19 protein-coding genes are annotated in these 26,609 nt (G+C 46.9%); 5 read left to right on the top strand and 14 right to left on the bottom strand.

Translation table 11 applies throughout. The features are described from left to right. Positions 1-430 precede the first annotated feature (430 nt). The 8 genes from IE165_RS15975 to IE165_RS15940 form a co-directional block, all read right to left on the bottom strand. Positions 431-2,674: a S9 family peptidase gene (locus tag IE165_RS15975; RefSeq protein WP_189627648.1), complete on the bottom strand. Its 2,244-nt coding sequence runs from the start codon at positions 2,672-2,674 to the stop codon at positions 431-433. After that, positions 2,664-4,085 carry an APC family permease gene (locus IE165_RS15970; protein ID WP_189627647.1) on the bottom strand — a complete coding sequence of 474 codons (1,422 nt, stop codon included), beginning with the start codon at positions 4,083-4,085 and terminating at the stop codon, positions 2,664-2,666. Before IE165_RS15970 ends, IE165_RS15975 begins: the two co-directional genes overlap by 11 nt. A 5-nt stretch (positions 4,086-4,090) precedes the next feature. Then, a complete protein-coding gene (locus tag IE165_RS15965; protein WP_229826597.1) occupies positions 4,091-5,863 on the bottom strand; it encodes a DUF885 family protein in 1,773 nt (590 codons plus the stop codon). Positions 5,864-5,884: 21 nt separating this feature from the next. After that, positions 5,885-7,144 carry an NAD(P)/FAD-dependent oxidoreductase gene (locus tag IE165_RS15960; protein ID WP_189627646.1) on the bottom strand — a complete coding sequence of 420 codons (1,260 nt, stop codon included), beginning with the start codon at positions 7,142-7,144 and terminating at the stop codon, positions 5,885-5,887. 27 nt (positions 7,145-7,171) lie between these two features. Then, positions 7,172-8,170, bottom strand: a complete 999-nt coding sequence (locus IE165_RS15955) for a 4-hydroxyproline epimerase (RefSeq protein WP_189627645.1) — start codon at positions 8,168-8,170, stop codon at positions 7,172-7,174. Between the two features lie 100 nt (positions 8,171-8,270). Beyond that, complete coding sequence (locus tag IE165_RS15950; protein ID WP_229826596.1) at positions 8,271-9,734, bottom strand: aldehyde dehydrogenase (NADP(+)); 1,464 nt, start codon at positions 9,732-9,734, stop codon at positions 8,271-8,273. 4 nt (positions 9,735-9,738) lie between these two features. After that, positions 9,739-10,638 carry a dihydrodipicolinate synthase family protein gene (locus tag IE165_RS15945; protein ID WP_189627644.1) on the bottom strand — a complete coding sequence of 300 codons (900 nt, stop codon included), beginning with the start codon at positions 10,636-10,638 and terminating at the stop codon, positions 9,739-9,741. 97 nt (positions 10,639-10,735) lie between these two features. Then, positions 10,736-11,599: an AraC family transcriptional regulator gene (locus IE165_RS15940; protein ID WP_189627643.1), complete on the bottom strand. Its 864-nt coding sequence runs from the start codon at positions 11,597-11,599 to the stop codon at positions 10,736-10,738. Between the two features lie 396 nt (positions 11,600-11,995). On the opposite strand from IE165_RS15940, the gene IE165_RS15935 reads away from it, so the two are divergent. Continuing rightward, positions 11,996-14,716, top strand: coding sequence for a DUF5695 domain-containing protein (locus IE165_RS15935; RefSeq protein WP_189627642.1), 2,721 nt, complete (start codon positions 11,996-11,998; stop codon positions 14,714-14,716). Positions 14,717-15,010: 294 nt separating this feature from the next. Here the strand turns inward: IE165_RS15935 and IE165_RS15930 are convergent, their stop codons facing one another. From IE165_RS15930 to IE165_RS15915, 4 genes are read right to left on the bottom strand one after another with little or no spacing between them, the layout of a single operon-like run. Then, complete coding sequence (locus tag IE165_RS15930) at positions 15,011-16,000, bottom strand: DUF5007 domain-containing protein (protein WP_189627641.1); 990 nt, start codon at positions 15,998-16,000, stop codon at positions 15,011-15,013. A gap of 17 nt (positions 16,001-16,017) precedes the next feature. Then, positions 16,018-16,713 carry a hypothetical protein gene (locus tag IE165_RS15925; protein ID WP_189627640.1) on the bottom strand — a complete coding sequence of 232 codons (696 nt, stop codon included), beginning with the start codon at positions 16,711-16,713 and terminating at the stop codon, positions 16,018-16,020. 15 nt (positions 16,714-16,728) lie between these two features. After that, positions 16,729-18,363 carry a RagB/SusD family nutrient uptake outer membrane protein gene (locus tag IE165_RS15920; RefSeq protein ID WP_189627639.1) on the bottom strand — a complete coding sequence of 545 codons (1,635 nt, stop codon included), beginning with the start codon at positions 18,361-18,363 and terminating at the stop codon, positions 16,729-16,731. A gap of 9 nt (positions 18,364-18,372) precedes the next feature. After that, on the bottom strand, positions 18,373-21,486 hold the full coding sequence (locus tag IE165_RS15915) for a SusC/RagA family TonB-linked outer membrane protein (protein ID WP_189627638.1): 3,114 nt from the start codon (positions 21,484-21,486) through the stop codon (positions 18,373-18,375). 275 nt (positions 21,487-21,761) lie between these two features. Here IE165_RS15915 and IE165_RS15910 point away from each other — a divergent pair, with 275 nt between their 5' ends. The 3 genes from IE165_RS15910 to IE165_RS15900 all read left to right on the top strand — a co-directional run bounded on the left by IE165_RS15910 (position 21,762) and on the right by IE165_RS15900 (position 23,217). After that, positions 21,762-21,899, top strand: coding sequence for a hypothetical protein (locus tag IE165_RS15910; protein WP_189627637.1), 138 nt, complete (start codon positions 21,762-21,764; stop codon positions 21,897-21,899). 145 nt (positions 21,900-22,044) lie between these two features. Next, the gene (locus IE165_RS15905; RefSeq protein WP_189627636.1) at positions 22,045-22,623 is read left to right on the top strand and encodes a Crp/Fnr family transcriptional regulator; all 579 of its coding nucleotides are present in this window, start codon (positions 22,045-22,047) and stop codon (positions 22,621-22,623) included. Between the two features lie 180 nt (positions 22,624-22,803). Beyond that, the gene (locus IE165_RS15900) at positions 22,804-23,217 is read left to right on the top strand and encodes a response regulator (protein ID WP_189627635.1); all 414 of its coding nucleotides are present in this window, start codon (positions 22,804-22,806) and stop codon (positions 23,215-23,217) included. Between the two features lie 17 nt (positions 23,218-23,234). Here the strand turns inward: IE165_RS15900 and IE165_RS15895 are convergent, their stop codons facing one another. Both IE165_RS15895 and IE165_RS15890 read right to left on the bottom strand, forming a co-directional pair. Continuing rightward, complete coding sequence (locus IE165_RS15895) at positions 23,235-24,434, bottom strand: BamA/TamA family outer membrane protein (protein ID WP_229826595.1); 1,200 nt, start codon at positions 24,432-24,434, stop codon at positions 23,235-23,237. Between the two features lie 276 nt (positions 24,435-24,710). After that, the gene (locus IE165_RS15890) at positions 24,711-25,160 is read right to left on the bottom strand and encodes a protein-disulfide reductase DsbD domain-containing protein (protein ID WP_189627634.1); all 450 of its coding nucleotides are present in this window, start codon (positions 25,158-25,160) and stop codon (positions 24,711-24,713) included. A 471-nt stretch (positions 25,161-25,631) separates the two neighbouring features. Between IE165_RS15890 and sbnA the strand changes: the two genes are divergently transcribed. Further along, positions 25,632-26,606, top strand: coding sequence for a 2,3-diaminopropionate biosynthesis protein SbnA (gene sbnA / locus IE165_RS15885; protein ID WP_189627633.1), 975 nt, complete (start codon positions 25,632-25,634; stop codon positions 26,604-26,606). Positions 26,607-26,609 lie beyond the last annotated feature (3 nt).

The raw sequence follows: 26,609 nt of genomic DNA, 5'->3' as shown, positions 1-26,609 counted from the left end.
ATTAAATCAATCGAACTGCATTCTTCTTGGACATATTCCTGCATATGCCTAATTGGATTTAGATAGGTTTGCTAACACGCAACACCTCTGGAACTTCGGTCGTGTGGCGCGTCCACCCTACATGGGTAGTTCGCGCCAGGGCTAACTGCTTTTCTAACGGACAAGTTACGTCGCTGTTAACCAAATTTAGCGGATGGCAGGCCTAGATTTCAGTCGGATTTTGTCTACTCATTACCAGATTTTAGCTGTTAGATTGACACGTATTATTATAGCAAAAAAGCCACCTGCACATTGCGAGGTGGCTTCGGGTTATGATGTAGGGTTGACTAGATCATTATGGCAAAGAAGCTATTGCATATCTCGGCGCTATATTGCAACCATTGCTTCCTGTTTTCTTTTACTAAGCCTAAACATGAAGTCTTTAAGACGACTATTTGACAGGGTTATTCCATGCAGGCGGATTAGCCCCTAGCAGATGTTTGACAAAAAAATCTCTCCGCTTCTTCTCGCCATAATCGCCTCCGGACGAATGTCCCATGCCGGGCACGAGGATCAGCTCGTGATCCTTGTTGGCTTTGATCAGCGCGTCGGTCAACTGGTAGGTGGAAGACGGATCGACGTTGTCATCCAGCTCGCCTACGATAAGCATCAGCTTACCTTCCAAGTTGGATGCATGCTCGATATTGGATGACGCGGCATATTCGGGTCCGATAGGCCAGCCCATCCATTGCTCGTTCCACCATATTTTATCCATACGATTGTCATGGCATCCACACGAAGAGACGGCAACTTTATAAAATTCGGGATGGAACAATACCGCAGCAGTAGAACTTTGCCCTCCTGCTGAGGTACCATAGATACCCACATGCTCGATATCCATATAGGGATACTTTCTTGCAGCGTCTTTCATCCAAAGGATACGATCCGGAAAACCGGCATCTTTCAGATTTTTCCAGCAGACATCCTGAAATGCTTTGGAACGGTTGGAAGTTCCCATACCATCGATCTGCACGACGATGAAACCAAGTTCGGCGAGCTCCTGCATACCGCTAGGGTTTGGAATGTAGGTTTTCGGCACGAACGAGCTGTGCGGCCCGGCGTATATATATTCTATCACAGGGTATTTCTTTTGCGGATCGAAATTTGTCGGACGAATGATGATACCCCAAATATCCGTTTTTCCATCGCGCGCCTTGGACGTAAACACCTCAGGTGCTTTCCAGCCGGCAGCGAGCAGCGCTTTTTCATCTGCCGTTTCCAGTTCCATGATTGCCTTTCCATCCTTGTCGCGCAAAATGGCTTTTGGCGCTTGGTCGATCCGCGAAAATACATCGACGAAATAGTTGTTTCCTACGTTAAAATAGGCCGTGTGATTCGCATTCTCGGCGGTCAGTTCCTTAAAATTTCTACCATCGAAATCAACGCTATAGTACTGTATGAAATAGGGATCTTGCCCTTTCACCCGGCCACTGCCCTCCAGCACGATTTCGCGCGTTTTTTCATCGACAGAAACCACACGGCGCACCACCCATTCCCCTTTGGTAATTTGTTTTTTAACCTGTCCGGTCTGTCCGTCATACAGGTAAAGATGATTCCAACCGTCACGCTCGGACGTCCAAATAATTTCCTTCCCATCCTGCACATCTTGACGATAACGCTTACCACTATAATCAATAAAAGTTTTATTGGTTTCATTGATTACGTAGCGCGTCTTACCGACTTTAGCATCCAGTTCAACCACAGCATATTGCTGGTGTCCGCGTTTGTTAAACTCGAAAGTAATCGCGCGACTATCCTCGCGCCACTGAATTCGACTCACCGAAAACTGGTTATCGATCAACGTCTTGTCGGTTTGAAATAGCGTATCCTTTTCCAGATTGAATATAACAGGACAATACTGCGATAAAGCATCACCCGGCTTGGGATAATCACGGGTTTGTAGTTTGGGTTGCAGTTGATCAGACGGCGAGGATTCCAACAAGGTCAACACCCTTATTTCCGCCTTCCGCACTCTACTCGTTGCAATTTTCTTACCATCAGGCGACCAGTGCAAGTGGGCAGCGTAGTATTCGCCTGTGCTCCCGTCAAAAGTAAGCTGTCTTTCAGATTTTGGATCTGCTTTCTTGGCTACATAGATATTGCTGTTCTTGATGTAGGCTATCTGTGATTTATCCGGTGATGCTATGGGCTCGGCTTTGCTATCGTCATAGCGCTGTCCCCAATAGCCTCCGCGACGATCGCGTTTCACCTCTTCCTTTTTTTGGAGCGTGGATTCCGTTCTGTTCCATGTCCAACTGTAGCCATCATACTCAAACTCGAGTTGGTTTTTATCCACTAGGGCCATGCGTTCAGTCGAAAGGGCCCGCTCGTCCACAGTTTTACCGACTTCGGTTTGCAAGGCAGCCGTCAAAACTTTAAGATCAAAAAGTTGCGTTTTCGTTTTCGCTATGGGATCTACCAAAACGAAATCTTTGCCTGTCGAGGTATTTTTTTCATACCAGAACAATGTTCCGGCGTCGTTCCATTTTATCTGCGTAGGAACGTCGTAGAGTTTATTGCTGATTTTACCTCGAAGCTCCTGTGCACGCTTATAATCGTCGGCAGTACCCTGTGCGACAGAAATACCGGCCGTTCCGATAAGGAAAACGAGGAGTAGAAAATATTTATTGTTCATGATTCTTTTGCTTCTTGTTAACGAAATAGAAAATCGGAACACCAGCCAATGCGATTAAGATGCCGGGCACCGTATAATTGGGTTTATATACCAACATAAGCACGATAAAAGCCGCGCCCATCAGGATATAGATAATAGGCAACACGGGGTAGCCAAACGCTTTATAGGGTCTTTCCAAATCAGGGCGTGTATAACGCAGGCGGATGACACCCGCCACGGCTAAAACATAAAATACGACGACCACACAAGTAATCATATCCAAAAGATCACCATATTTACCGCTCAGGCACCAAAGGCAGGCCACCAAACATTGGATCCATAGCGCATAGGCCGGAACCGCATTTTTATTTAGTGTCCCCACTTTCTTAAAGAACAATCCATCTTGCGCCATCGAATAATATACCCGTGCACCCGACAGAATGATGCCATTATTGCAACCAAATGTACTGATCATGATCATCACGGCGATTATGGTTATTCCAACTGGTCCAAAAATCTCTTGCGCTGCACTCATAGCCACCCGATCTTTCGGCGCATTGACCATTTGGTGCAGATCCAGCACCCCGGTATACATCAGGTTGGTCAGGATATAAATGACGGTCACAATCGTGGTTCCCAAAGCTAAACTTAGACCGATGTTACGCTGCGGATTTTTAATCTCTCCGGCCACTGATGACGACGAGTGCCAGGAATCACTACTGAACAGCGCCCCCACCAAAGCGGCAGATATCGCACCGAACGCACCAAAGGTGCTGTAATCTTCAAAGGAGCCATCAAAATTTAGGCGTCGGAGGTTCCAAATATCTGCCTCCAACCAGTTGATCTTCCAAATTTCATACTTTAGCGCCAAAAACCCGAACAAAATGAGCAGGAGCAGACTGATGATCTTGACGAGGGTCAACGTCGTTTGAACAGTCTTTCCACTATTGATCCCACGGGAATTAATGAACGTCAACAGAATAATGACGGTGATGGATAGCAATTGCGCCGAAGATATGTGGTAATCGCCCAAAACAAGAAGGTACACATCCTCATCCAAAACGGGAAACAGGTAAGCGGTAAACTTGGCGAAGGCTACCCCTACGGCAGCGATTGTCGCTGTTTGGATGACGGCAAAAAAGGTCCAGCCAAACACAAAACTGACAAGCGGGTTGTATGCTTCTCGCAGATACACATACTGTCCGCCTGCTTTTGGGAACATGGCACTCAGTTCCCCGTAGGTTAGGGCAGCCGTCAGTGTCATAAATCCGCATATGACCCAAATTAGCATCATCCAGCCTGCCGATCCGGTATTCCGAGCGATATCAGCCGACACTATAAATATCCCCGATCCGATCATGCTGCCTGCGACCAGCATGGTCGCATCCAACAGACCCATTGATTTATGAAACGTATGCTTCGTATCTGCCATGGATGCTATCTGTTGAATTTATAAAATTTCCAGGCCGCTTCATGATCCGCGGAGAGTTTTTGCTTGGTCATGATGGCGCGCAGCATCTCCATGGGCATGTAGTTTTCTTTGATCACTTGATCGTGAAACTGCTTGTAAGACATCTTACCGCTATCAACCAGTTCATTTTTGATACTCATCAACTGCAGGCCACCCACCAAATAAGCCAATTGGTATAGCGGACTGTAACCACCTTCGAATGAGCGTTTCACTTCACCATGTGCATTGGCGGTTTCGAAACCTACCTTATCCACTAGATAATCCACACATTGCTGGGGTGTCCATTCACCCAAGTGGAATTTGATACTAAAGGTGATACGTGCACAACGGTGCATACGCCAGAAAAGCATGCCTATACGTTCCTCTGGGGTATGAGCAAACCCCTTGCTGTATAGCAGTAGTTCCCAGTATAAGGTCCAGCCTTCCGTCCAAAAAGGCGTATTGAAGGCCCGTTCGCGATAAGGCTTATGCCTTCTGTTCATAAAGTACTGTAGATGGTGGCCAGGGTTAAGCTCATGCTGTACGGTACCTCTTGAAAAGTAGGGATTGTTGCCCCGCATGCTCATCAGCTTCTGCTCCTGCGTCATCCCATCTGTAGGATAGGAGATACTGATTTCGCGCCCCCCGGTGAAAAATGGATTCACCAACTGACGCTCTGGGGTCATCATAATCATCCCCCAAGTTTCATCAGCCAGGGCAGGGATATCCATTAACTCATTTTTTTGGATGAACTGTTGCGCGTCATCATACAATTTTAAGATTAGCTCGGGCTGATGGCCCACCGGCACATAGGAGTTTTTCACCTGCTCTTGTGCCGCCTTCCAATCGTTGCCAAAGCCCATTTCTTTCGACGCCTTGAGCAGTTCCGCCTCACACCAAGCAAACTCTTGGTCGGCTAGCCGAAGTAGATCGTCCGCCGTATAGGCGATCATCTCATCTTTCAACTGCTTGTTTAATTCTTTACGCCCAATTGGCGTTCCGCCGATCATGCTGCCATCGTCAAATACTTTCCAGTCACTTTTGCCACTTAACACCTCGACGTAGGCATCTATTTTTTCAACCAACTTTTTATAGGCCGCCGGACCCCACCAGGAGAACATCGGATCGTAGCCATTGTAAAAGTCGTAAGCACTAGACAGGCGTAGCTTCAAAGAATGTAGCGTCTCCTTTAAAAAATTGACATCTTGATACGGTAAGGATTTCACTGATCCTAGCTCTGCCTGTGCCTTGTCCACACTTTTAGCCGCTTGGTCAAGCGTCTTTGCGATCGCCTCGCCATCGATAACCGTACCCCTTCTTCGCAATTTCTCCAAGTCGTAAATTGCCTTGTCGAAAGGCAGGAACTTTGCCAGCCTTTCATACGTCTGCTTTTTACCCTGCAGTTCTTCCATATCCTGCTTCACCTTGCGCTTGAGCAAAACAAAATCGACCTGACCACCGGTTTCCAATTTTTGGTAAGGAAAAGCTTCGAGCTTGTCGAGGTAAGATTGATCAAGGGCTAGTAAGCGCTGGATTTGTTCGGGAGACGCTGCTGCATATTGGTTTCCCCAACCTTTGGGCATGGGGCCATAGAAATAATTTATCGCCTGCACATCATGCCCGTATTGGACGATGATTGGTTCTATCGGCGTGGTATGTGCATACAGGTCTTCATTTTGTGCAGTGGCCATTTGGTAGGAAAAGAGTAGGGAAAGACAGAGGACTGAATTTCTGGTTCGTTTGCGTATCGATGTCATCATTTGCAGAGGTTATGTATTTTTTCAATCAAATCTATCCGGACTGAAAGCGCTGATATCGGTTTCGGTTTTTCTACCGGCCAATATATCGGCCACGGCCTTTCCGAAGGCAGGACCAAGGCTGAGTCCCATCATGCCGCCTCCTGCAGCAATCGTGACATTGGACAATTTAGCCATCCGCCCCAAATAGGGAAGGCCATCAGGCGGGCATGGACGATAGCCAAACCATATCTTGTCTTCCGGATAGGCTACATCCAGCTCGGGAAAATATTTCGGTATGGATTCTACAATACCCTTTACCCGGTTGCTATAGATGGCATCGTTGGCCGATCCCAGTTCCATAGTGCCGCTAAAGCGGATCTGGCCATTCATCGGCGTCACTGCCACACGCGCTTCCAAAAGCAGCGCTGCATGTTTCAATGTTTTGTTTTCTTCGGGGCTGTACATAAAGGAGTAGCCTTTACCCGGCATCAACGGCGTTTTCAGCGCCAATTTGGAGGTCAATTGCGGCAGATATGCTCCGGCCGTCACAATCACTTCATCAGCGGCAAAGCTCCCCTTTGTTGTCAGCACCTCTTTTACTTTTTGTGAAGATCGCACAAAGCTGGTTACGGCGGTTTGCGTATGGAACGCTACGCCGCGGGCCTTCAGGAAATCGATCAACTGCTGCATCAATTTAGGCGGATACAGTTTGCCGTCACATTTGTAAAACGCTGCGCCCAGAACATCGAGCTTCAGCTGGGGCTCCAAGGCTTGCACCTCTTGAGCATTCAAGATATCGACGTCCAGGTTCAAATCCTGCGCACGCTTTGCTAATTCAATTTCTTCATGCTGTACTTCCTTACTTTTGTAGAGCATCATAATGCCCGTTTGCTCGAGCTCGAAATCAAAACCAGGTGTTTCCGCCAGCCCATTGTATAAGCCACTGCTGTACAGGTTGAGGTCGCGGATGGCTTCGGCATGGCGATCGACATGTGCTTTATTGGCATGTTTTAAAAACTTCAATCCCCAGTCTACCAAATTCCAGCTCAGATTGGGTCGGACATAAAACGGACTTTTGCTGTCGAACATCCATTTTATACCCTGTGCAACAATGCCGGGTGCCGCCAGCGGCGTAAAATGGCTCGGAACGATCATCCCCGCGTTACCATAAGAACAGTTGTCTTCCAGCGTGTTTTTTTCCAGAACGACGACCTTCCATCCTTCCTGCACTAAATAAAAAGCTGATGACAGCCCCGCTATCCCAGCACCAATAACCACCACGGTTCCCTTATTTGTTTCCACGTTACGCTTCTTCTTGTTTATTTACAATTACATTACTTGAAATCCTTCTTTGTAAGGATCGTTATCATCGATAATAATGGTGTTGTAGCCGGTAATCCGTGCCCAACCTTCTACAGAAGGGATAATAGCCGGCTTTCCAGCAACCGTTACCGTATCCTCGATCTTTCCGGTAAACTGGGAGCCAATGTAGCTTTCATGGATAAACGCCTCTCCCGGTTTCAGCTTACCTTTTGCGTACCATTGCGCCATACGTGCTGAAGTACCTGTTCCGCAGGGAGAACGATCAAGGGCATTTTCACCCACCAGTACGGCGTTGCGACCGGAAGAGTTTTCCTTCACGGGCTTGCCCGTCCATTGTATATGGCTCAATCCATGAATATTTACATCCTCTGGATGAATGAATTCATATTTCTCGTTCAACAGACGACGGATGATCTTTCCATAATGGATCAACTGGCTGGCTGTAAAAGCGCTGATGTCGTCAAAATTGGCCTGTGGATCGATGATGCCGTAAAAATTCCCTCCATAGGCGACATCCACTCGTATTTCACCCAGATCAGGACAGTCGATAACTAGATCTGCGCTGTGCAAAAAGGACCTTACATTGGTTAACTTTACCGTCTCCACTTTCTCGCCCACTTGCTTATAATCGATCAACACCAAGCCTGCTGGTGTTTCCAAGCGTAGCTTGCCGGGCACTTTCGGAATAACCAAACCTTCTTCAATAGCGATCGTTACCGTACCAATCGTGCCGTGCCCACACATAGGAAGGCAGCCGCTTGTTTCGATATAGAGCACGGCAACATCGTTTTCAGCATCCACCGGAGGATAAAGCATGCTTCCGCTCATCATATCATGGCCTCGCGGCTCGAACATCAGTCCTTTACGGATCCAATCATACTCTTCCATAAAATGCAAACGTCGCTCCATCATGGAGTTTCCATGAAGAAGTGGCGCGCCCCCTGCTACCAAGCGAACAGGACAACCGCATGTATGGGAGTCTATACAAAAAAATGTTTTTTTCATTTGCTTACTAATCTGCTAAAAGAGCCGATAGCAGCATAGGGCCAAGTGACTTTCTCGAAGCCTCCTCCCTGCCCCTATGTTGCGGATCGGGATATATCGGCTAATCGACGGTTCTGTTGTTGTCAACGATCCGCTCGATAGCTAAGGGATTCTCGTCTTGAAGCTCCAATGGTAGAAACTCGTTCGGCCAATTTTGGAAACTCAGCGGGCGTAGAAAGCGTTTTACGGCATCTGGGCCAACGGAGGTAAAACGGCTATCGGTGGTTGAAGGGAAAGGGCCACCATGCTGCATGGCATAAACTACCTCTACACCGGTAGGCATACCATTGAAAAGCAAACGTCCACATTTCTCCTGCGCCATGGCAAACAAGCCAGCATGTTGCTGAATATCCGTAACGGTAGCGGCAAAGGTAATTGTCAACTGGCCACCCAGCGCTAGCAATACTGCCGTCAGCTGTTCTTCGTCTTCGCATTCGATCAAAAGGCCCGTTGGTCCAAACACTTCCTCGCCCAAGACAGCATTCGCCAAAAATGAAGCTCCTGAGGTTGTGTAAAGAGCCGCTACGGCTTGGCTGGAATCGGACGAAAGCCCCTCCCCAACGAGCGCCACATCGGACTGGCTAGCCAACTTGTCTTTTGCCTGCGTGTAGGCTTTTGCAATGCCTTCATGGAGCATCGTCGCTTCCGATACTTTTTTAACCTCGGTTTCCAAGCGTTCCTTAAAGACTTCAAGTGCCGGACTTTTCACCGCAACGAGCAGACCCGGGTTGGTACAGAATTGGCCAACGCCCAATGTCAGGGAACTTACGTACTGTGTGGCGAAAGCGTCCAAGTTCTCCGCTAAATAGCCTGGCAGTGCAAACACGGGGTTTACACTACCCATTTCCGCGAAAACCGGAATCGGTTCTGGGCGCTGCGCACCTAAATCGAACAAGGCTTTGCCCCCGCGGAAAGAACCGGTAAAAGCCACTGCTTTAATTGCCGGATGAAGCACCAGCGCTTCACCTACAGCGTTGGATCCGCCTTCAACGTAGCCAAACACTGCAGCAGGAGCACCAAATTTAGCGATGCCGCGCGCTATCGCATCCGCCATGATTTTCGAAGTATTCGGATGGCCGGGATGTTCCTTAAAAATAACCGAGCAGCCGGCTCCCACCGCGCTAGCGGTATCGCCACCGGCCGTGGAAAAAGCAAAAGGGAAATTGCTCGCGCCGAAAACGGCGACTGGCCCTATCCCTTTGTTATATTTTCGAAGATCAGCCTTTGCGGCACCATCGCCCTTATCAATACGGGCTTCGGCATAAATTCCGCTCTTCACGGCGTTGGCGTAAGATCGCCATTGGTTGACAGTCCGTCCTTTTTCGCCCTGTAGTCGAGGCAAGGGGAGCGCCGATTCGGCATGGGCGGTTTGGATAAGCTCGTCATCCAAGGCCTCAATCTCGTCGGCAATGGCGTGCATCAATGCAGCACGCTCTGCCAGCGAAATTTGTTGTAAATACTGGTATCCAATTAAAGAATCTTGAACGATAGCATGGATTTGTTCATTGGACATATCAATACGCATAAAATTAAAGTTGAGGTCTTGATGCTAATGCATCGTCGATTATTTTAGTAATTGCTTCTTTTTCTTCCCCCACAAGTTCCAACCGAGGAGCTCGGGTAAACGGCGTGCTGAGATCTACTTTACTTGCCGCTAATTTGATGTATTGCACGAGCTTAGGGTGGATATCAAGTTCCAAAAGTGGCATAAACCACCTATAGATTTCCAGTGCTTTTTCTAATTCACCTTTTTTTACCAAGTCGTAAATCGCGTAGGTTTCCTTGGGAAAAGCATCTACCAACCCTCCTACGATGCCATCTGCGCCCAGTGCGATAGACTCCAAGAAAATGGTATCTACGCCACCAAGAATTTTTAAGCGATCGCCGAAGCGGTTGCGTAATCGGGTAATATTTGTTAAATCGCGTGTTGATTCTTTGACCGCTTGGATGGTAGGTTCCTGCAACAGCTCTTCGAACATATCCAATGATATATAGGTGGCATAGTCAACCGGGTTATTATACACCAAGATAGGTAATGCTGAGGCTTGCGCTATCGCTTTGAAATAAGCAACGACTTCGCGGTCATCTCCTTTGTAACGCATCGGAGGAAGCACCATCAAGCCATCTGCACCTTCCTGCTCTGCCCGCTTTGCAAACGCTACGGCTGCCTTTGTTGTATTCTCTGTCAGATTAAGCAATACGGGGACCCGGCCATTTACCACTTTCAATGTATATGCTAACAACTCGAATTTCTCGTCTGTGGTTAATGTACTTGCTTCGCCTAAAGATCCGGCTAAAATCAATCCATGAATTCCCGCAGCAAGCTGCGCTTCAATATTGACCGAAAGCATTTCTAAGTTTAATTCACCATCTTCGTGAAATGGTGTTAACATCGCCGGGAAAATTCCACTCCAATTTAAATTAGCCATAAATAATAATTGTTTTTTTTCAAAACTATGGCCTATTCGAGTAATTTGCTAGTCGAGATTTAATCAATACTCACCATATTTTAACACCTCGCTGGCGCTACACGTTATTTTTGTAACGCCCGTAGTATTCTTTCGGTGAAAAACCCGTTACAGAGCGAAAAACGCGGTTAAAGTTGGTGATGCTATTGAAGCCCGAATTGTACGCAACAAGCCCAATGCTTTCATATCTTTGCGATGTAATGAGCTTGCAAGCCTCTTGTATACGCAGCTCGCTCAAGTAACTGACAAAAGTCAATCCCGTATGCTTTTTAAAGTAGCGGCAAAATGCCTGGGGTGTCAAGTTTGCATGGTCAGCAGCTTCTTCCAGCGTGATCGCCCGTCTAAAATTATCTTTGATATAACGGCACACCTCGTTAATGCGAAGGAAGCCATCGTCCTTGTTCAGCACTGTGGTTACCGAAAGGGGTTTTAGTTCGTGTGACACCAAACTGAGCTCCTTGAGCAAAAAGAAAAAACTGAGCAGCTGATCCATCGTGTCCGCTTTTTTCAGCAGAGCTATTCTACGTTTGATTCTACCGGTATAGGTGTTGGGAACTTTAAAACCATTATTGTTCTGCAAAATAAACGCCAGGATACTACCGAGTTCCGGCATATGGAACAAACTGGAAAGCGATCCTTTTAAGTTGAAGAATATGGATACCGACTCGACCTCGGTGTGCTCCAATGAGTCCGCATTTCGCTTGAAAACGTGTGGTTGGTTAGGCCCTAAAAGAAAAATATCATCCGCTCGAAAAGGGTGGAAACTATCCGCGAGGAATAGCGTGCCCTCGCCTTTTACGATCCACATGAATTGATACTCTTCGTGTTTATGAAAATAAGGGTAAAAGTCTGACAGCTTATCCTCCTGCACATAAACGGACTTATCCTTTGGAGAGGGTACATTAAATTGAATCATTTTCATAATTGAACCTTGTTAGATCGTGAGTAATCTTTGTTAACACTCCAGATTAGTATGAATGAAAGTTACGACATTAAGATAATATTAACAAGGGCTCGTGAAGATTAAAGTGAAAATCAGGTCATATTTGGTTAAAATATAAGCAACACATTCTCACATCTCCTTTATATCTTTATGCTTCACATCCCTTCCTTCATCGCTTCAAAAAGAAAAGAACGAAACCAAAGCGCGGGCCGTCCATTCCACATCCATCAACAGCAGCTATTTGGGTTAATTTTTGCAGCATGAAAGCCAATATCCGACAATAAAAAACAATCGCAACGAATTACTTTTGTTAAGTTTAGTTGACCTAGTCTTAACAAAACGACCTTCAGTTAACATAGAAAAGAAATCATGTATATGCGTAAAGCACTCCACCTCCCTCTTGCCCTCATGTTGTTGCAGGCGCCTTTTTGCGGCGATCTATATGCACAAAACCCATTTTGGGAGCAGGTAAAGAAGCAGCCCGCCACCTTGGGCATCGAAAAAGGAAGCAACAGCTTTCAACTATCCAAACTGAACCTACAGCTTCTGACGGCCTCGCAAACTGTGGCTTCCCTGAAGCTGAAAGACGACGCACAATTTGACTACACGCCAGACGAGCTGTTGGACAAGCGCGATCGGAATAAATTCTTTCATCTGGGGGACATTAATCTCTCCATCCGCCAAGTGGGTTCGTCCGCTTGGATCCCTTATTCTTCGGCGAAGGATCGCCAGCCGGTGAGTGCGCTTAGGGTTTCGGGAAGAACACTGGCGGCTGCAGATATGCGTCCCACTTTAGGCGGCATTCCGCTGCAAGTTACCCGCGTGTGGGAAAATAAAGACGGCGACCTTGTTTTACGCTTTGTCATCAAAAACAGCACAAAAGAAAGCTATGAAGTCGGCGCATTGGGCATCCCCATGATCTTCAATAACAACATGGACTGGAAGAATCTGGACAGCGCCCATGCCGACAATGTATTCTTTGACCCCTATATCGGTAAAGATGCGGGCTACCTGCAGGTTAACCGCCTACATGGTCGCGGACCAAGCCTATTGGTTTTGCCGCAGGAAAACGCCGCTTTCGAGGCGTACAATCCCATCAATAGCGATCCTACTCCGCGCAGCATCACATTTGAAGGCTTTCACGAGTGGGTGATCCATAGCAAAGCCTACGCAGAAACTGATTGGAAGGGCGTGCAGCAATGGAACGAGCCTACATCAACCCTGTTGAAACCCGGCGAATCGAAAAGTTTCGCCGTGCGTTTTGTGTTGGCGCCTAGTATTAAACAAATCGAAGAAGAGCTGGTCCGCCAAAATAGACCTGTTGCGGTGGGCGCTCCAGGCTACTTGCTACCGATGGACAACCCCGCTAAACTGTTTTTAAAATATGGCAAAAAGATAAAGAAGATGGATATCTACCCTTCGGGTTCCTTATCGGTGGAAGCAGGGCCCCAAACGGCAGGAAAATGGGCGAGCTATACCGTGAAAGGCCATACTTGGGGGCGCTCCCGTTTACAGATCACGTATGCCGACGGACTGGTACAGACCATTCAGTACAAGGTCATCAAACCAGAAGACGAGGTCGTCAAAGATTTGGGACACTTTTTGACAACAGCGCAATGGTACGAAAACCCGAACGATCCTTTTGGGCGTTCGCCATCCGTGATCACGTACGATTACGAAACGAAAAGTCCGGTCACACAGCATCAAAATGCTTGGTTTGCAGGCCTTAGCGACGAGGCGGGTGCCGCCAGCTGGTTGGCAGCCATCATGAAGCAACTTTTGCAACCCAATGTGGAAGAGATCAATAAGTTGAAACGATTTGCCCATCAGACCATGTTTGGCCGGATACAGCATAAGGAAGGGAAGGACAAATACGGCGTGGTGAAAAGCCTCTTTTACTATGAGCCTGATTCCTTTCCAAAAGGCACCTACAGCGACGCCATCAATTACAAGACCTGGGCAGCATGGCCCAAAAAGGAGGCGGACAATATCGGCCGTTCGTACAACTACCCGCATGTGGCAGCCGCGCACTGGGTGCTGTATCGTCTCGCTCGAAATTACCGGCAATTGGTAACAGAAGAGCCGTGGGAGACCTACCTCGAACGTGCGTTTCAGACGACTGTCGCTATGGTCGAAAAGGCACCGCACTATGCCCAGTTCGGCCAGATGGAGGGTAGTGTCTTTTTATTGATCCTGATGGATCTCAAAAAGGAGGGACTGATCGAGTCGGCACAGCAGCTAGAAGCCCTCATGAAAGAGCGTGCGCTGCACTGGAAGACGTTAAATTATCCTTTCGGAAGCGAAATGCCGTGGGACTCGACCGGCCAAGAAGAGGTGTATGTTTGGTCTAAATATTTCGGATTCGACGAGAAAGCACAGGTCACGCTGAACGCGATATTGGCCTACATGCCTACCGTGCCGCACTGGGGCTATAACGGTAGCGCCCGAAGATACTGGGATTTTGTTTACGGGGGCAAGCTAGCACGTATCGAACGGCAGATTCATCATTATGGATCGGCCTTGAATGCGATTCCGGTGTTGGCCGACTACCGGGAAAACCCAACGGACTTTTACCTCCTTCGGGTGGGACATGCCGGTATGATGGGTGCCTTGGCGAATGTGACACAGGACGGATTCGCACCCGGCGCCTTCCACTCCTACCCGTCTACTTTGGCAAACGACGGGATATCGGGCGATTACGGATCAGGATTTTATGGTTATGCGGTAAATTCCGGCACCTATATCATTCGACATCCAGAATTCGGTTGGCTAGCCTTTAGCGGTAGCTTAAGCCAAGACAAAGACCAGATAAAGGTCGAGGTGAAAACTGCATCCAAAGGCCGTGTGTTCCTTGCCGAAGAAAAACTTTGGCTAACCACCGATGCCGGCCAGATCAATTCGTTCATTTATGATACGAAAAGCAAAGAGATCGTGTTGCATGTGGGCGTTGATCATCCCACGTTTACGCCAGAAACCTTATTGAACTTACCAGCAACAAGCGGTTACATCGTAAAAGATGCACCAAAAGATCAGCAGGGCCGCTACGTCATTCCCGGCCAGGCCGCGATCGTTAAGCTGGTTAGAACCGGCAAATAAAGACGGATTAATAGGCTTGTTTTACATGCAGGCGGGTCACTTCGATAGAATTGACCCGCTTTCTTTTTATTTTGCATGCATGGTTTTCGCAGCAGTCCATATGTGAGCAGCTATTTTTCCATCCATTGCCGCAGAAGGATCGTGAAGAAAAGCATGGATCGGCGTGCTAACCAAATCAATAGGGCATGTAACGTCAACATACGGGATAGAAGAAACACAAGACGGGCGACACTATAGCACAAAAAAGGCCGCACTATCGAGAATAGGCGGCCAAACTAGACTAACTAAACAATATTATCTCGTTGCTATGCGGGTCACGCTAGGAAGTCTGACTTGCACGATGTAGGTACCCTCCATGAGCACCCTAAATCCGAAAACGGGATTCACGTTCAGACCTGGTCCATAACCGTCCACCGTTGCAAAACGGCTAGGAATACGATAATAGATCAGATAGCCCCAATCGGTCACGCCATCAAAAAAATTCGTTAACGGAAAGGGCGCCACTTCAAAATCACAGATCAAGGCCGTGTCGGTTTCAACGACAGGATTGAATTTCACGTGGCTTTCAAAAGTGGGTCTATCGCCGCGACGGATAACCTCGCCTGCTGAAGGATCAAATGGATCGCCGTTTTTGTCGACGATCTTCAAGATCACACGTGCGCCTTCGCCAGAAATACGTTCACATGTTACCTGCGGAGCGCTGGTCGTGAAAAATGTCTCGGACGAATTTGATCCGGTAGCTGCTTGATAGGTTACTTGAAAGTAATCTTGCAGAGCTGGATCCACAATACTGATCTCTCCAAAGTTCTGAAACATCTTTTTGCCTGTTACGTTAGCCATCTCCACATCGAAAATGTAATTGCCCAAAGGTAAATTGGACGACGAACGATTAAAAACAAGCTGTCCGCTTACTTCGTTGAATTCAAAAGGTGTACGGCTTACTGTCTCGCGCTTCGCATTCAATAGCTCTACCGTCGTATCTTTACTGGCATCAAAGACCAACCCCTGTTTGAAAGTAAGCACGTCATATTTAGTAAAAAACTCGGCAGGAGCCGCTGCACCTGTATTCTTATCGCGTAAATTCAACAATTTAAAGGTGTAGGGTGGCGTAGATCCATCTGCATTTATCTTTTCAGAAGCAACATAGATACCGCCTCGAGGTACTACGATAGTGCCATTCACATAGCGAGGGCTATCGCTCAAAAATCCTTTTTCGATCTTCTCGCATGAGGTAAGGCTCAATAACAATCCAGTTATCATAGCCATGTATATACAAATCTTCATATCGGTCATCTAAATCATCAATTACTAGCAGTGCGCTGCCTGTTAAACATCAATCGGTGTGTATCCGGCATCACGTGCAACGTTCCCGTCGTTGTGATGATCCCCGAGGTTTGGCAATTGTATGAAATATCTTGGTTTGCCGGCGGAATAACTTCTCCTGTGGGGAGGTCGGTATCAAGTGTGCCGTTAACCCAGGTAAAGTTCAGGTATTCCACATAATCCAAATAATCGTTGTACCCTATCGTGCGCTGTAGCCTTATGGCAAAACGTACATTCGGGATGTTGCCGAACTTATTGGTATAGTATTTCGCTTCTGTCGTCAAATCTTCCCGACCGATCTGGCCATCGAACATATACATCTTGAGCGAGTCCAGTTGCTGCGTCGGAATATCCTTTATCCCAAACTGGATGTTTTCATCGCCTGTTTCGATAATTTTTTCCTGCTTCTTTGCGGACACATAGGGGCGCACGCTATAATCTGTTGAAGCGAAAAAGGTCGTATTGGGCGCATTGACCAAATCTTTCATGCCGGCGCGATCAATAATGGCTACCAGGGAATCAAATTTACCATGCGATTTTAAGAAATCGTAGGTCGTCATATTGACATGGGGGTCTGCTTTTCCGCCATCATTCAGATATCCATCGCTTTCGCAGGATGTCCAAAGCAAGAGCAAAAAGACAGGTAGGATTCCAATTATGTTATATCTTTTCATCGTCATTTTTATTAATTATACTTTACCAATCCAATAAGGCGTCTGCGTTAAAAACGAATTGTTTTTGAACAGAAGCTGAGAAACCGGCCAATAGAAACCACCAAGCGTAAAACGTTGCGGAGACAACCACGGAATGAACTCTGCGTATTGTCTTGTACGGATGAGGTCATAGTAGATATGTCCTTCCAAGTAAAGTTCTTTACCCCGTTCCAAAACATATTCCTTCATGACTTCCGTTTTAGACGCTGTGGCAGCAATCAAGCTAGTTGAGCCATTGCGTGTACGGAAGCCATTGATAATGGTAATGGCTTTGGCCACATCATTCTTGTACAGCGCAATTTCTGCTTCCAGCAGTAGCATGTCACTGTAGCGGAAAATAATGGTATTGTTGCTAATGAAAGCGCTATTTTGCGCACGGTAATTCACATTTTGGTACTTTACGCAGGTAGGCTGTGACGAAGCTACATCCGTAAAGTTCCGCCGCATCCTCACATCGGTGCTGTCGATCAGCATATCGGCGGTCACGACCACTCCGGGATCAGGGTATTCGTCGTTGATGACGGTTTCGCCAATAGACGCCGCACGATACTCCCAAGTTCCGGTCCAAATCCACCCAACAATAGATCGTTTATAATGTGTTGCCAGGTAATTCTTAGGCACAAAGAACCTAGAATATGTCGGATTGTAGTAGTCGATCTGTGCGCGGCGTAGGAAAAACGTAGCAATGTGTGCTGTCGATCCCTCTAGATTCTGTTCACTGGCGGCAATTTCGAAAATACCTTCCCTCGATTTTCCGATGAAGGTGTTGTAGTAATTCGCCGTATCCACCTGTGCATATCCGCCATTGGCTTTAAGCGCTGCAATGGTCGTGTCCGCGCTGTTCACATCGGTCATAATGGGATCGTTGGAACTGAGGTTTGTGGTGGTAGCCCTCCATAGGTACATGTGTGCCAACAGCGCATAGACAGAGCCCTTATTTGCCGTGACTTTAGCAGCCTCTTGGTTGGTGTAGGTCCAGCCCAGCAATTTGGCTGCTTCATGGCAATCTTTCTCTATCTGTGCAAGAATCTCTGCTTTCGGTTGCCGTCCTACCTGATCGGCCGCAATGGGATCGCTGGAGGTTGTCAGCACCAAAGGAACATCCCCCCAGGTACGGGTAAGCATGAAATAAGAAAGAGCGCGCAGGAAATACGCTTGGCCTATCGCCTCATTTTTGAACCTCGTCGGATTTGTTTGGTTTACGAACAACTCATTCCCCATCGCCGATACCTTCTCTATGATTAGGTTACTCATAATGATTGTCTTGTAATACTTGGTCCAATCGCCATAAGATTCGATCGTGTATCGCCAAGAGAAGTCGCCAGTTTGCACACCTTCTAACCCATCTCCCGAGTATTGAATAGTAAAATAGGTGGACGGCACACCATCCCCGTACAGGTAGTATCTGGGAACATTTTCGAAATTGCCACTTGTGATGGCATCACGCAGCAGGGCATAATTGCCGGCGACCGCACTGCTTACATCAGTGTCTGATTTCCAAAACTCGCCAACGTAAGTTGAATTACGAGGAATCTCTTCCAAGAAATCCTTGCAGGAATATGTCAGTCCCACGAAGGATAAAGCCAGTGTATATAAAATAATCTTTTTCATGGTGTCATGTTATAAGGTGATTTCTAAACCTAGTGTAAACTTCTTAGGCATAGGATAGCCAAAGCCATTGTATTCGCCATATTGGTTGACCGCTTCCGGATCAGGCAATTTTTTGGACGCCTTCCAAGTCAGTAAGTTGTCGACGATGCCGTAAACACGAAGTCGGTTTAGCCCAATGCGTTTCACCACACCTTTTGTAAAATCATAAGAACCAATTACGTTTTTCAACCGGACATAGCTCCCATCTTCCAAAAAGAAAGTCTGTGCCGACGTATAGTAGTAGCGGTACGTTCCCATGTCCAGCTTTGCATACTCTGCCTGGTCACCGTCTTTTTTCCATATGTTAAATTGGCTCAAATCTGGATAAGCCTTCGCTGCAAATTCTGCGTTGTTAAAAACGGTCGCAAATGCATCCGCCTCATAGAGGTTGAGGATATCCCGGTCCAAGGTAAAGTTTATGAAGAACGAAAAGGTAAAGTTTTTGTAGGAAAACTGGTTGTTCCATCCTCCCGTCCATTTTGGATTAGGGTCGCCAATAGGCATCTTATCCGAGTTGATACCATCGCGAAAGGAATCCAAGTAGTAATCGCCGTCCAAATCTTTCAAATGAAACATACCGGCTCCATAGGGACCGCCGTTTCCGTACAATGCGCCAGAGTACGGATTCACGGGGACATCATTCAACGTCGAGTAGACACCGAGCGTTTGGAACAGATAAAATGCATTGATAGGGCTACCAATCGAAAGGATATGGGAAGCATCAAACCGGTCGCCGTTCATCACCAAATCGCGGCCGCCGTTGGGTAGGCTCATGATCTGATTCCTATTGTAGGAAACATTGAAGTTCGAGCGCCAATTTATCGGGCTACTGCTGGACAAAGGATTTGCCCCGACGACCAATTCTACCCCCGAGTTGCGAACACCCACAGAGTTTGTCATCGCATAGTCGTAACCGGTATTCAAAGGCAACTGTACGGCAAAAAGCTGATTCCTCGTTTCTTTGTTATACACATCCGCTGCTATGCTGTATTTGCCGCCGAACAACTCGATATCAGTCCCGATATTCCAGCTTGTACCGCGCTCCCAAGTCAATCCGTCCTGTGCAACGCCACTCGTGAAGTTTGGCGTGACAGCCGTCACACCGTTGTAAGAAGCACCGCTGCTGTTGCCGGCATAACCTCCCGCATTTACGCGATAGGTACTATAAGGCAGGTAATTGTCGCGTGGCAAATTACCAGTGGTACCGTAACTTGCTCTTAATTTCAACAAGGTAAATATGCCGTTGTCTTTCAGGAAGTTTTCTTCAGACAGCAACCAAGCTGCCGATGCAGAAGGAAACCAACCGTACCGGCTATCCTTACCAAAACGGGATGATCCATCTGTACGGATACTCGCCGATACGATATAGCGGTCATCATAGTCGTAGCTCAACCGAGAATAATACGACAGCAGTCCCCAAGCCTGGTAATCCGAATAAGCACTGATGTAATCCTGTAAAAATCCTTGCACCACCTTAATCTGATCTGAGCTTCCATAATATCCACCGGCCGATGTTTCTTGGTATTTATCATGCTCTATATCTTGCCCCACCAAAACGGTCAAGGAGTGCTTACCAAAAACGTCCGAATAGTTTAGGTAATTTGACGTCCGCCAGTTTTGTTGATCTGATGTCCACGAGCTTGATGAATTGCCTAAATTTGCATTCAAGAAACTCGGCCTCGAAAAGTCGCGACGTCCGGTGTTGTATTGAAACGCCGTTTGAGACGTCAACGTCAATTTAGGTAGCAGATGTACATTCATGTTGAGATTAAGGCTCAGCTGGTTGGTGATATTTTTATCCAGGTCGCCGTCGTAGGCACCAAGAAAATACTCCCTTCGTGCATCCGAGAGATTGTACAACGAAGAAGGCATATTGCCTGCACCCCAAGGGAAGGGGTTTGTGGCACTACCGTTTCCTCGCGGACGATCAATAAACGTATACGACACAATTGGATTGATCGTTAACTTATCCTTCAGCGCTTGGGTGGAGAGATTTAACCTCGTTGCAAAGCGCGTGAAACCTGTTTGCTTGATAATCCCCTCTTCATTGTAGTAGTTACCGCTGAAGCGATAGGTGGAACTACCACCTCCCCCACTCACGCTAAGGTCGCCGTTGTTGACTCGTCCTTTTTGGTAGAACATATCCTGAAAATTGGTATTTCCATTGAAAGCGGGGTTCAAGCTATCGGTCAATAAAAAGGGAAGATTTTCGCGTTGGGCAACTGTCAACTGATCATTGAGAATACCCATTTTTTGTCCTCTCTCTGCGCTTCCTAATGCCATAGGACGTAGATCAGGGCGTAATGTCACGCCAGAATATCCATTGACCATGACGACGGGCTCGCGAATCACACCTTTTTTTGTCGTGATCAGGATAACACCATTGGCCGCACGCGACCCGTAAATGGCTGCTGCCGAAGCGTCTCGCAGCACAGAAACCGATTCGATGTCGTTTGGATTGAGCCCGGCCAAAAAGTTTGTACCGGTACCCGTATTTAGATTGGCATACTGCTCGGTGGGTTGCGGAACACCATCGATAACATACAGTGGGCTGCTCAAAATGCGTGCATCGTCGTAACTGTTGCTTAAGCCCGTCGAACCCCGCACGTACACCGTCCCCATACTTCCGGGAGAACCACTCACATTCTGCACATTGACGCCCGGCAAACGTCCTTGCAGAATTGTTTCAAAGCTCGCGGCCGGAATGTTCTCAAGGTCTTTACCCGATATCGTTGACACGGCAGCCGTATTTTTCTTCCGTGTTACCGTCTGGTAACCGATTACGACAGCGTCATCCAGCGTGCTCAACGTTTCATTCAGCGTGATGACCAAAGGCTGCTGTCCCGCCGACACCTGTCTCTTTTCGTATCCCACGGAGGAGACTTCCAACATCTGCTGCCCATTGGCAGCAAGGGCAAATTGACCCTTTTGATCGGTTTGGGTGGTTAATGAAGTGCTGAGGTTTTTTATCGATGCCCCCGCAATTGGTTTACCGTCCTGATCCAAGACCGTACCCTTAATTTGCTGTGCATAAACATTGACCGACACCCAAACCGAAATCCATAGTAGTACTAGAATTTTCATAGTGGCTAGTTAGTTGTTAGTAATAATTTAGTCAAATATAGGCGGGATAACAAAGGCTCGTATCTCATATATTAACCAAGAATAATCAATTATTAACAGGTTGTTATGCACTATTTTTTGATTTCCAATGGATCACAGGAGGTTACTAATAGTTTAAAAATCGAACAACAAAGAATTACACCCAACAAAACCAATCTTTTCTATTGAAAAAACGGTGTAGCAAGGATAAACAGCACAGTAGCGGGAGTCGCAAACCAATCATTTATCCATTTAATATGAAAAATATAAACGAAATACTATCCCATAACTACATATTATTAATGGAAGTATATTTCAGTAGGGAAGGTTGGTCTACTGCGGGTATAGGGCTCCTTTTAAATGGCACAAGACCTCTTACCATCATCGATACGTAAAATGTTGCCCAAACGAGGCTTTTTCGTACCTTTATCGTTACCTAATAGCATACGCCCATGAAAAACAGAATTTACGACATATGCATAGCTTGGAAACCAGTAGGATCGTAGTCATCCGTGAACACTGCAAACGCCTAGCCGTGCTATGTTTTTAAACCACATCACCGAAAAATTCGCTCATTTCAATTTGAGTGAGGCAGAAATAGGAGCGCTCCGGAAGATCCTCCATCTGGAACATTTTAAGAAGAACAGCTTTTTTATCAAAAAAGGTGAATACAGTAACCGTATAGGACTACTGATTAAGGGGCTATTGTACGCCTATGACAGAGACAGCAACGAGGAAGAGCAAATCCATAGTTTCTTTTTTGCCGCTTCCCAGCATGACGTCGTATTTAATTACGAGGCCTACATTCGAAATGTACCGTCGGCGGTTTCGTATAAATGTTATCAGGATGTTACCATGATCGTTTTGGACACGGTTAAGGTAAAGGAGTTGTATGAACAGTTTCCTCGATTCTATCAGTTGGAAATGCTCATTATGCAACCACAATTTTTGCAGGCACTCTACCGAAGCAAGATGCTGCATGCGAGCAGTGCCCCGGAAAAGATAAGTTTGCTTAAGGCACAAACCCCAGAACTATTCAAATTGTTCCCTTCAGCCTATATCGCTTCCTACCTCGGTATCCATCGCAACACGTTTAACCGAGCGATGCACAAACTGTAAAAAATGCACCAAATGGTGCTTTTTTTTAAGCCCTAATGCGCCTATTTTTGAGTCGGCCATCAGCTATGATGTCCTACCATGAAGAACAATGTACCTGCTCTACCGCGCAGGACTCTTTACGCACTATCTACAGTTAGTGCCTAATTTTTTATTATACATTTTAATTAAGCAGCTTCTTGAATGACAATAGAGGAAACAACGCATAAGAAGGTAAATATTGGGTTTGCTGAGGATTCTACCATCACCCAACTGCTCTTGAAAACGCTGATAAAACAAGACGGCCGTTTTGAACTTATTCTAGCTGCCGACCACGGACAGATGCTCCTGGAAAAGTTGGAAACTACGGAAAACCGGCCTGCCGTATGTATCTTGGATTTATATATGCAGCCGGGCAATGGCATCGAGACGGCGTCTTTGATCAGGGAGCGTTTTCCCAAAATCGTTACTTTCGGATATTCTACCAGCACCGAAGCAAAAGACATCAGCGATATGGAGCAGGCCGGCGTGATTGCCGTGTTCGATAAAAACAAAGTGAGTGTTGCCGAATTGCTAAACAGCATACATGCATACTTAGCTAGCTTAGATGAAAACTAGCCTGCGCCAGATGCAGGCTAAAAAACCTCGCCCAAAGTGAGATGAATACTTCGATGTTGTTTGCTCACGCCATAATCCAGGGCGATATTTGTCCCCGACTTCTTATTAAATTTGACGCGGGCACCAGCGCCCGCAGCCACATTCCAAGTGAACAAAAATTTACTTTGGGGACCACTCACCGTATTTGCATTCGTAAAAACCACGAAGCCCAGCAGACCGTTCTCTGTGATATCTCGTCGATATTCAGCTTCCATGTAGTACATGGATTTGCCACGATAGCGGCTCAATGGAAAACCACGTCCCGAACTGTTATAAGGATCCCATCCCAAATTTGGGAGCTCCATATAAGGCGCACGGCTGCCGAAGACGGTCCAAAGGAAATGACGTATCGCAATCATATTTTGCCGATTGGGATTATCTGTTAGCCGATGGTAGCGCCGCATCTCCATAAAAAGCGACCGCCAAGACTCGCTGCTCCCCATAAAAGTTGGGTTAAAACGAAACTGAAGGTTCGCGTAGTTGCCATCCCAAGCATTGATGGAATTGGCGCGCGTATCGTAGATCACATTGAAACTCAACCCCGAGGAAATGGAGGAGCCATAGCTTTGCGTCCCGTAAGGATAAGCGGTGTAATCGGCCAGCAAGGTTCCACTTTCGCTGCGTAGATCCATACGGTAATCCAAATTGTAGCCTAATCCCAAAAACAATCCACCTTTCATACGTTTTAACACGTGCTGGTACACGCGTAGGTAAGAATAATCCAGCATAATTTTATCTGACGCGTGGTGCTCTTGGCCGACACCCCACGTCTCATGTGGATATTTCAACATACGGATGTCGCCGTCAATCACCCAAGCATTACCTTTTAACCATATATAGGAACGTATCGGTATGCCAATACGCTTGCCAAAATTAGTGTAGGGTGTGAAATTTATACGGGATATATAGGTTGTGCTCCGTTCGCCGAGATAGAATCCCGCGGTAGTGGAGGTGATTAAGGCATGTCCACCACCGGGCACCTGCTGCGAAAATGGAAGAATGGAAAAATACACCTTTTGACCAGTGCTGTCCACCGCAGCAGGGGGCTTTATCGCGAGCGCACGCTTGCCCAAATCGATCAGATCAAGCTGCTTCCCGGTATCCACCACAAACTTGCTGACTTCAATTTCATGGACAGGGCGCTGCCCAAAGACGGCAAGGTGCCATATGCAGCACATGAAAACAAAAACAAAAGCCAACTTATTCGCGGGAACAAAACAGTAACAGAGCATATATCGCTGTGCCGGTAGCACGGCTATGCGATAGCACAAACTGTACCAGTTATTGCAGCATCATTCGTGCTAACATAACAGGCCGCACTCGAGCGAGGCGGCCTGATTATTACTAACTAAACAACAATACCTTGGAACGGTATTTATTTTTTGATATCTTCACTTCTACAAGCTAAGTTTGTCCATCCGCGCCAAGAGACACCGATGTCAAACACAGCTACACTACTTTACGGCAATGTTAAAGTTGTATTCGTCTGGTGGTAAACACTGCGATTTGTCGCAGGCCATAAATTCTACGGTGCCCTTCACTGTTGTCTGACCTTTTACCAATTTAACCTTCTGCTGGAAGGTTACCTCGTTCGGATAAAAGGGCACATTCATTTTAAAGTCCTTTTCATATTTGCTCTGTGGCGCGGGCGCAGCAACTTTACCATTTAACGTATACTCCTTGGATGGCGCGAACGTAATAGTCGTCGATATGGGCCCACCCTCAGGCACATGAAGCCCATAAATGTGCCACCCTTCTTGGATTGTTGCTTTAATAAATACCACAGCTTCCTTGCTGTTTAACTTTTTCGAGGCTACAGACCACTTTACCGGATTGTGGATTTGGGCCATACCTGCTGAAACAAACAGGGAGAGCAAAATGATGCATAAAGCTATTCTTTTCATACTATTTCCATTTATGCTACCAGTACCCACAATTAAAGAGGAGCAAGTAGCTGTTCTTTTAAAAAATATATTATCACAAATTTCATCATATAACATATTATTCACAACACAAGACCATTAATAGCATAAAAAGAACCGAATAAAAACGCTTTTTCCATATTTTTTTCAGTTTAACAGATCTAAATATCCCATTAATCCAACAATTATTCAATCCCGCCCTTCTACCGTCAAATTCGGATGGGGCCGGCCACGAGCAAGCCTATGAAGTAAAGAGGTGTGTTTGGCTGTATCGAAAGAAGACTGCACGAAATATAGTGGGTCGCTTACTGAACTAATGATATAGTATGTGCGTTCTACCGAGGCAAGAATGGATGCCGACCGATGATCGCTATTGGCCTACTCCGGAAACACCGGGATCGATAACGCGAGCATATCTGGCAAACAGGACGCATAGATACTAGATCATAACGTATGCAATTAACGGAAATCAAGCAGCATGCAGCCCATATATTGGATTGCATCGGTAATACACCTTTAGTGAAATTTGATCGCTTGTTCGAGCCATCCTCGCTAGCCATTTTTGGGAAGATGGAACTCTTGAACCCTGGTGGCAGTATTAAAGACCGTTCGGCGCTGCATGTCGTCCGACAAGCCATCGAACGTGGTACGATCACCAAAGGCACGGTACTGATCGAGTCGACATCCGGCAACATGGGCATTGGGCTGGCACGTATTTGCCACCATTACAACCTGCGTCTGTTCTTGGTCACGGACCCGCACATAAATCCCTTGGCAGAAAAAATATTATCAACCTTTGGAGCGAAGATCATCAAGGTCAATCAGCATGATGGCAACGGGGGCTACCTCAACACCCGTTTAAAAATGGTGAAGCAGCTCTTGCAGGAAATTCCCGACAGCTTTTGGCCCGATCAATACCACAATCTAGATAGTCCTGCAGCGCACAAACAAACCTTCGCCGAGATTGTTCATGATTTGGGCATGCCTCCTGACTACCTGTTTGTGCCGACCAGCACCTGCGGTACGTTACGTGGTTTTGCCGACGCTATAGACGCTCATGGCGCGCACAGCAAAATTATTGCTGTCGATGCCGAAGGAAGCTTGATTTTCAGGGATAGTGCCAAGCCCCGTCTCATACCGGGCATGGGCGCGAGTAGAAAATCGCATTTCTTAAAAATGGAACAGGTGCACGATGTCGTACATGTCTCGGACGAGGAATGTATCGCAGGCTGTCAGTTGCTACTAGAGCGGGAAAGTGTTCTCGCGGGCGGTTCCTCCGGAGCCGTGGTAAAAGCGATGCAACAGTACCAGCACCTGCTGCCACCCGATGCAACGGTGGTAGCGCTCATTCCTGATAACGGAGAACGTTATTTGGACACTATTTATTCCGACGAGTGGATCAATAAACACTTCCCGGCATTACCATAGCGA

This window comes from Sphingobacterium griseoflavum (genome assembly GCF_014653155.1).
In the GTDB taxonomy this organism is placed as follows: Bacteria; Bacteroidota; Bacteroidia; order Sphingobacteriales; family Sphingobacteriaceae; genus Sphingobacterium; species Sphingobacterium griseoflavum.
The sequence above is the reverse complement of the archived record's forward strand: the minus strand, read 5'-3'. Positions and strand labels throughout refer to the sequence as shown.

Excerpts from the sequence above, each read along its gene's own strand:
- IE165_RS15955 (WP_189627645.1), bottom strand. The coding sequence starts at position 8,170 with ATGAAAAAAACATTTTTTTGTATAGACTCCCATACATGCGGTTGTCCT.
- sbnA (WP_189627633.1), top strand. The coding sequence starts at position 25,632 with ATGCAATTAACGGAAATCAAGCAGCATGCAGCCCATATATTGGATTGC.
- IE165_RS15905 (WP_189627636.1), top strand. The coding sequence starts at position 22,045 with ATGTTTTTAAACCACATCACCGAAAAATTCGCTCATTTCAATTTGAGT.
- IE165_RS15925 (WP_189627640.1), bottom strand. The coding sequence starts at position 16,713 with ATGAAAAGATATAACATAATTGGAATCCTACCTGTCTTTTTGCTCTTG.
- IE165_RS15910 (WP_189627637.1), top strand. The coding sequence starts at position 21,762 with ATGAAAAATATAAACGAAATACTATCCCATAACTACATATTATTAATG.
- IE165_RS15965 (WP_229826597.1), bottom strand. The coding sequence starts at position 5,863 with ATGATGACATCGATACGCAAACGAACCAGAAATTCAGTCCTCTGTCTT.
- IE165_RS15970 (WP_189627647.1), bottom strand. The coding sequence starts at position 4,085 with ATGGCAGATACGAAGCATACGTTTCATAAATCAATGGGTCTGTTGGAT.
- IE165_RS15890 (WP_189627634.1), bottom strand. The coding sequence starts at position 25,160 with ATGAAAAGAATAGCTTTATGCATCATTTTGCTCTCCCTGTTTGTTTCA.
- IE165_RS15920 (WP_189627639.1), bottom strand. The coding sequence starts at position 18,363 with ATGAAAAAGATTATTTTATATACACTGGCTTTATCCTTCGTGGGACTG.
- IE165_RS15975 (WP_189627648.1), bottom strand. The coding sequence starts at position 2,674 with ATGAACAATAAATATTTTCTACTCCTCGTTTTCCTTATCGGAACGGCC.
- IE165_RS15945 (WP_189627644.1), bottom strand. The coding sequence starts at position 10,638 with ATGGCTAATTTAAATTGGAGTGGAATTTTCCCGGCGATGTTAACACCA.
- IE165_RS15950 (WP_229826596.1), bottom strand. The coding sequence starts at position 9,734 with ATGCGTATTGATATGTCCAATGAACAAATCCATGCTATCGTTCAAGAT.
- IE165_RS15900 (WP_189627635.1), top strand. The coding sequence starts at position 22,804 with ATGACAATAGAGGAAACAACGCATAAGAAGGTAAATATTGGGTTTGCT.
- IE165_RS15940 (WP_189627643.1), bottom strand. The coding sequence starts at position 11,599 with ATGAAAATGATTCAATTTAATGTACCCTCTCCAAAGGATAAGTCCGTT.
- IE165_RS15895 (WP_229826595.1), bottom strand. The coding sequence starts at position 24,434 with ATGTGCTGCATATGGCACCTTGCCGTCTTTGGGCAGCGCCCTGTCCAT.
- IE165_RS15935 (WP_189627642.1), top strand. The coding sequence starts at position 11,996 with ATGCGTAAAGCACTCCACCTCCCTCTTGCCCTCATGTTGTTGCAGGCG.
- IE165_RS15930 (WP_189627641.1), bottom strand. The coding sequence starts at position 16,000 with ATGAAGATTTGTATATACATGGCTATGATAACTGGATTGTTATTGAGC.
- IE165_RS15915 (WP_189627638.1), bottom strand. The coding sequence starts at position 21,486 with ATGAAAATTCTAGTACTACTATGGATTTCGGTTTGGGTGTCGGTCAAT.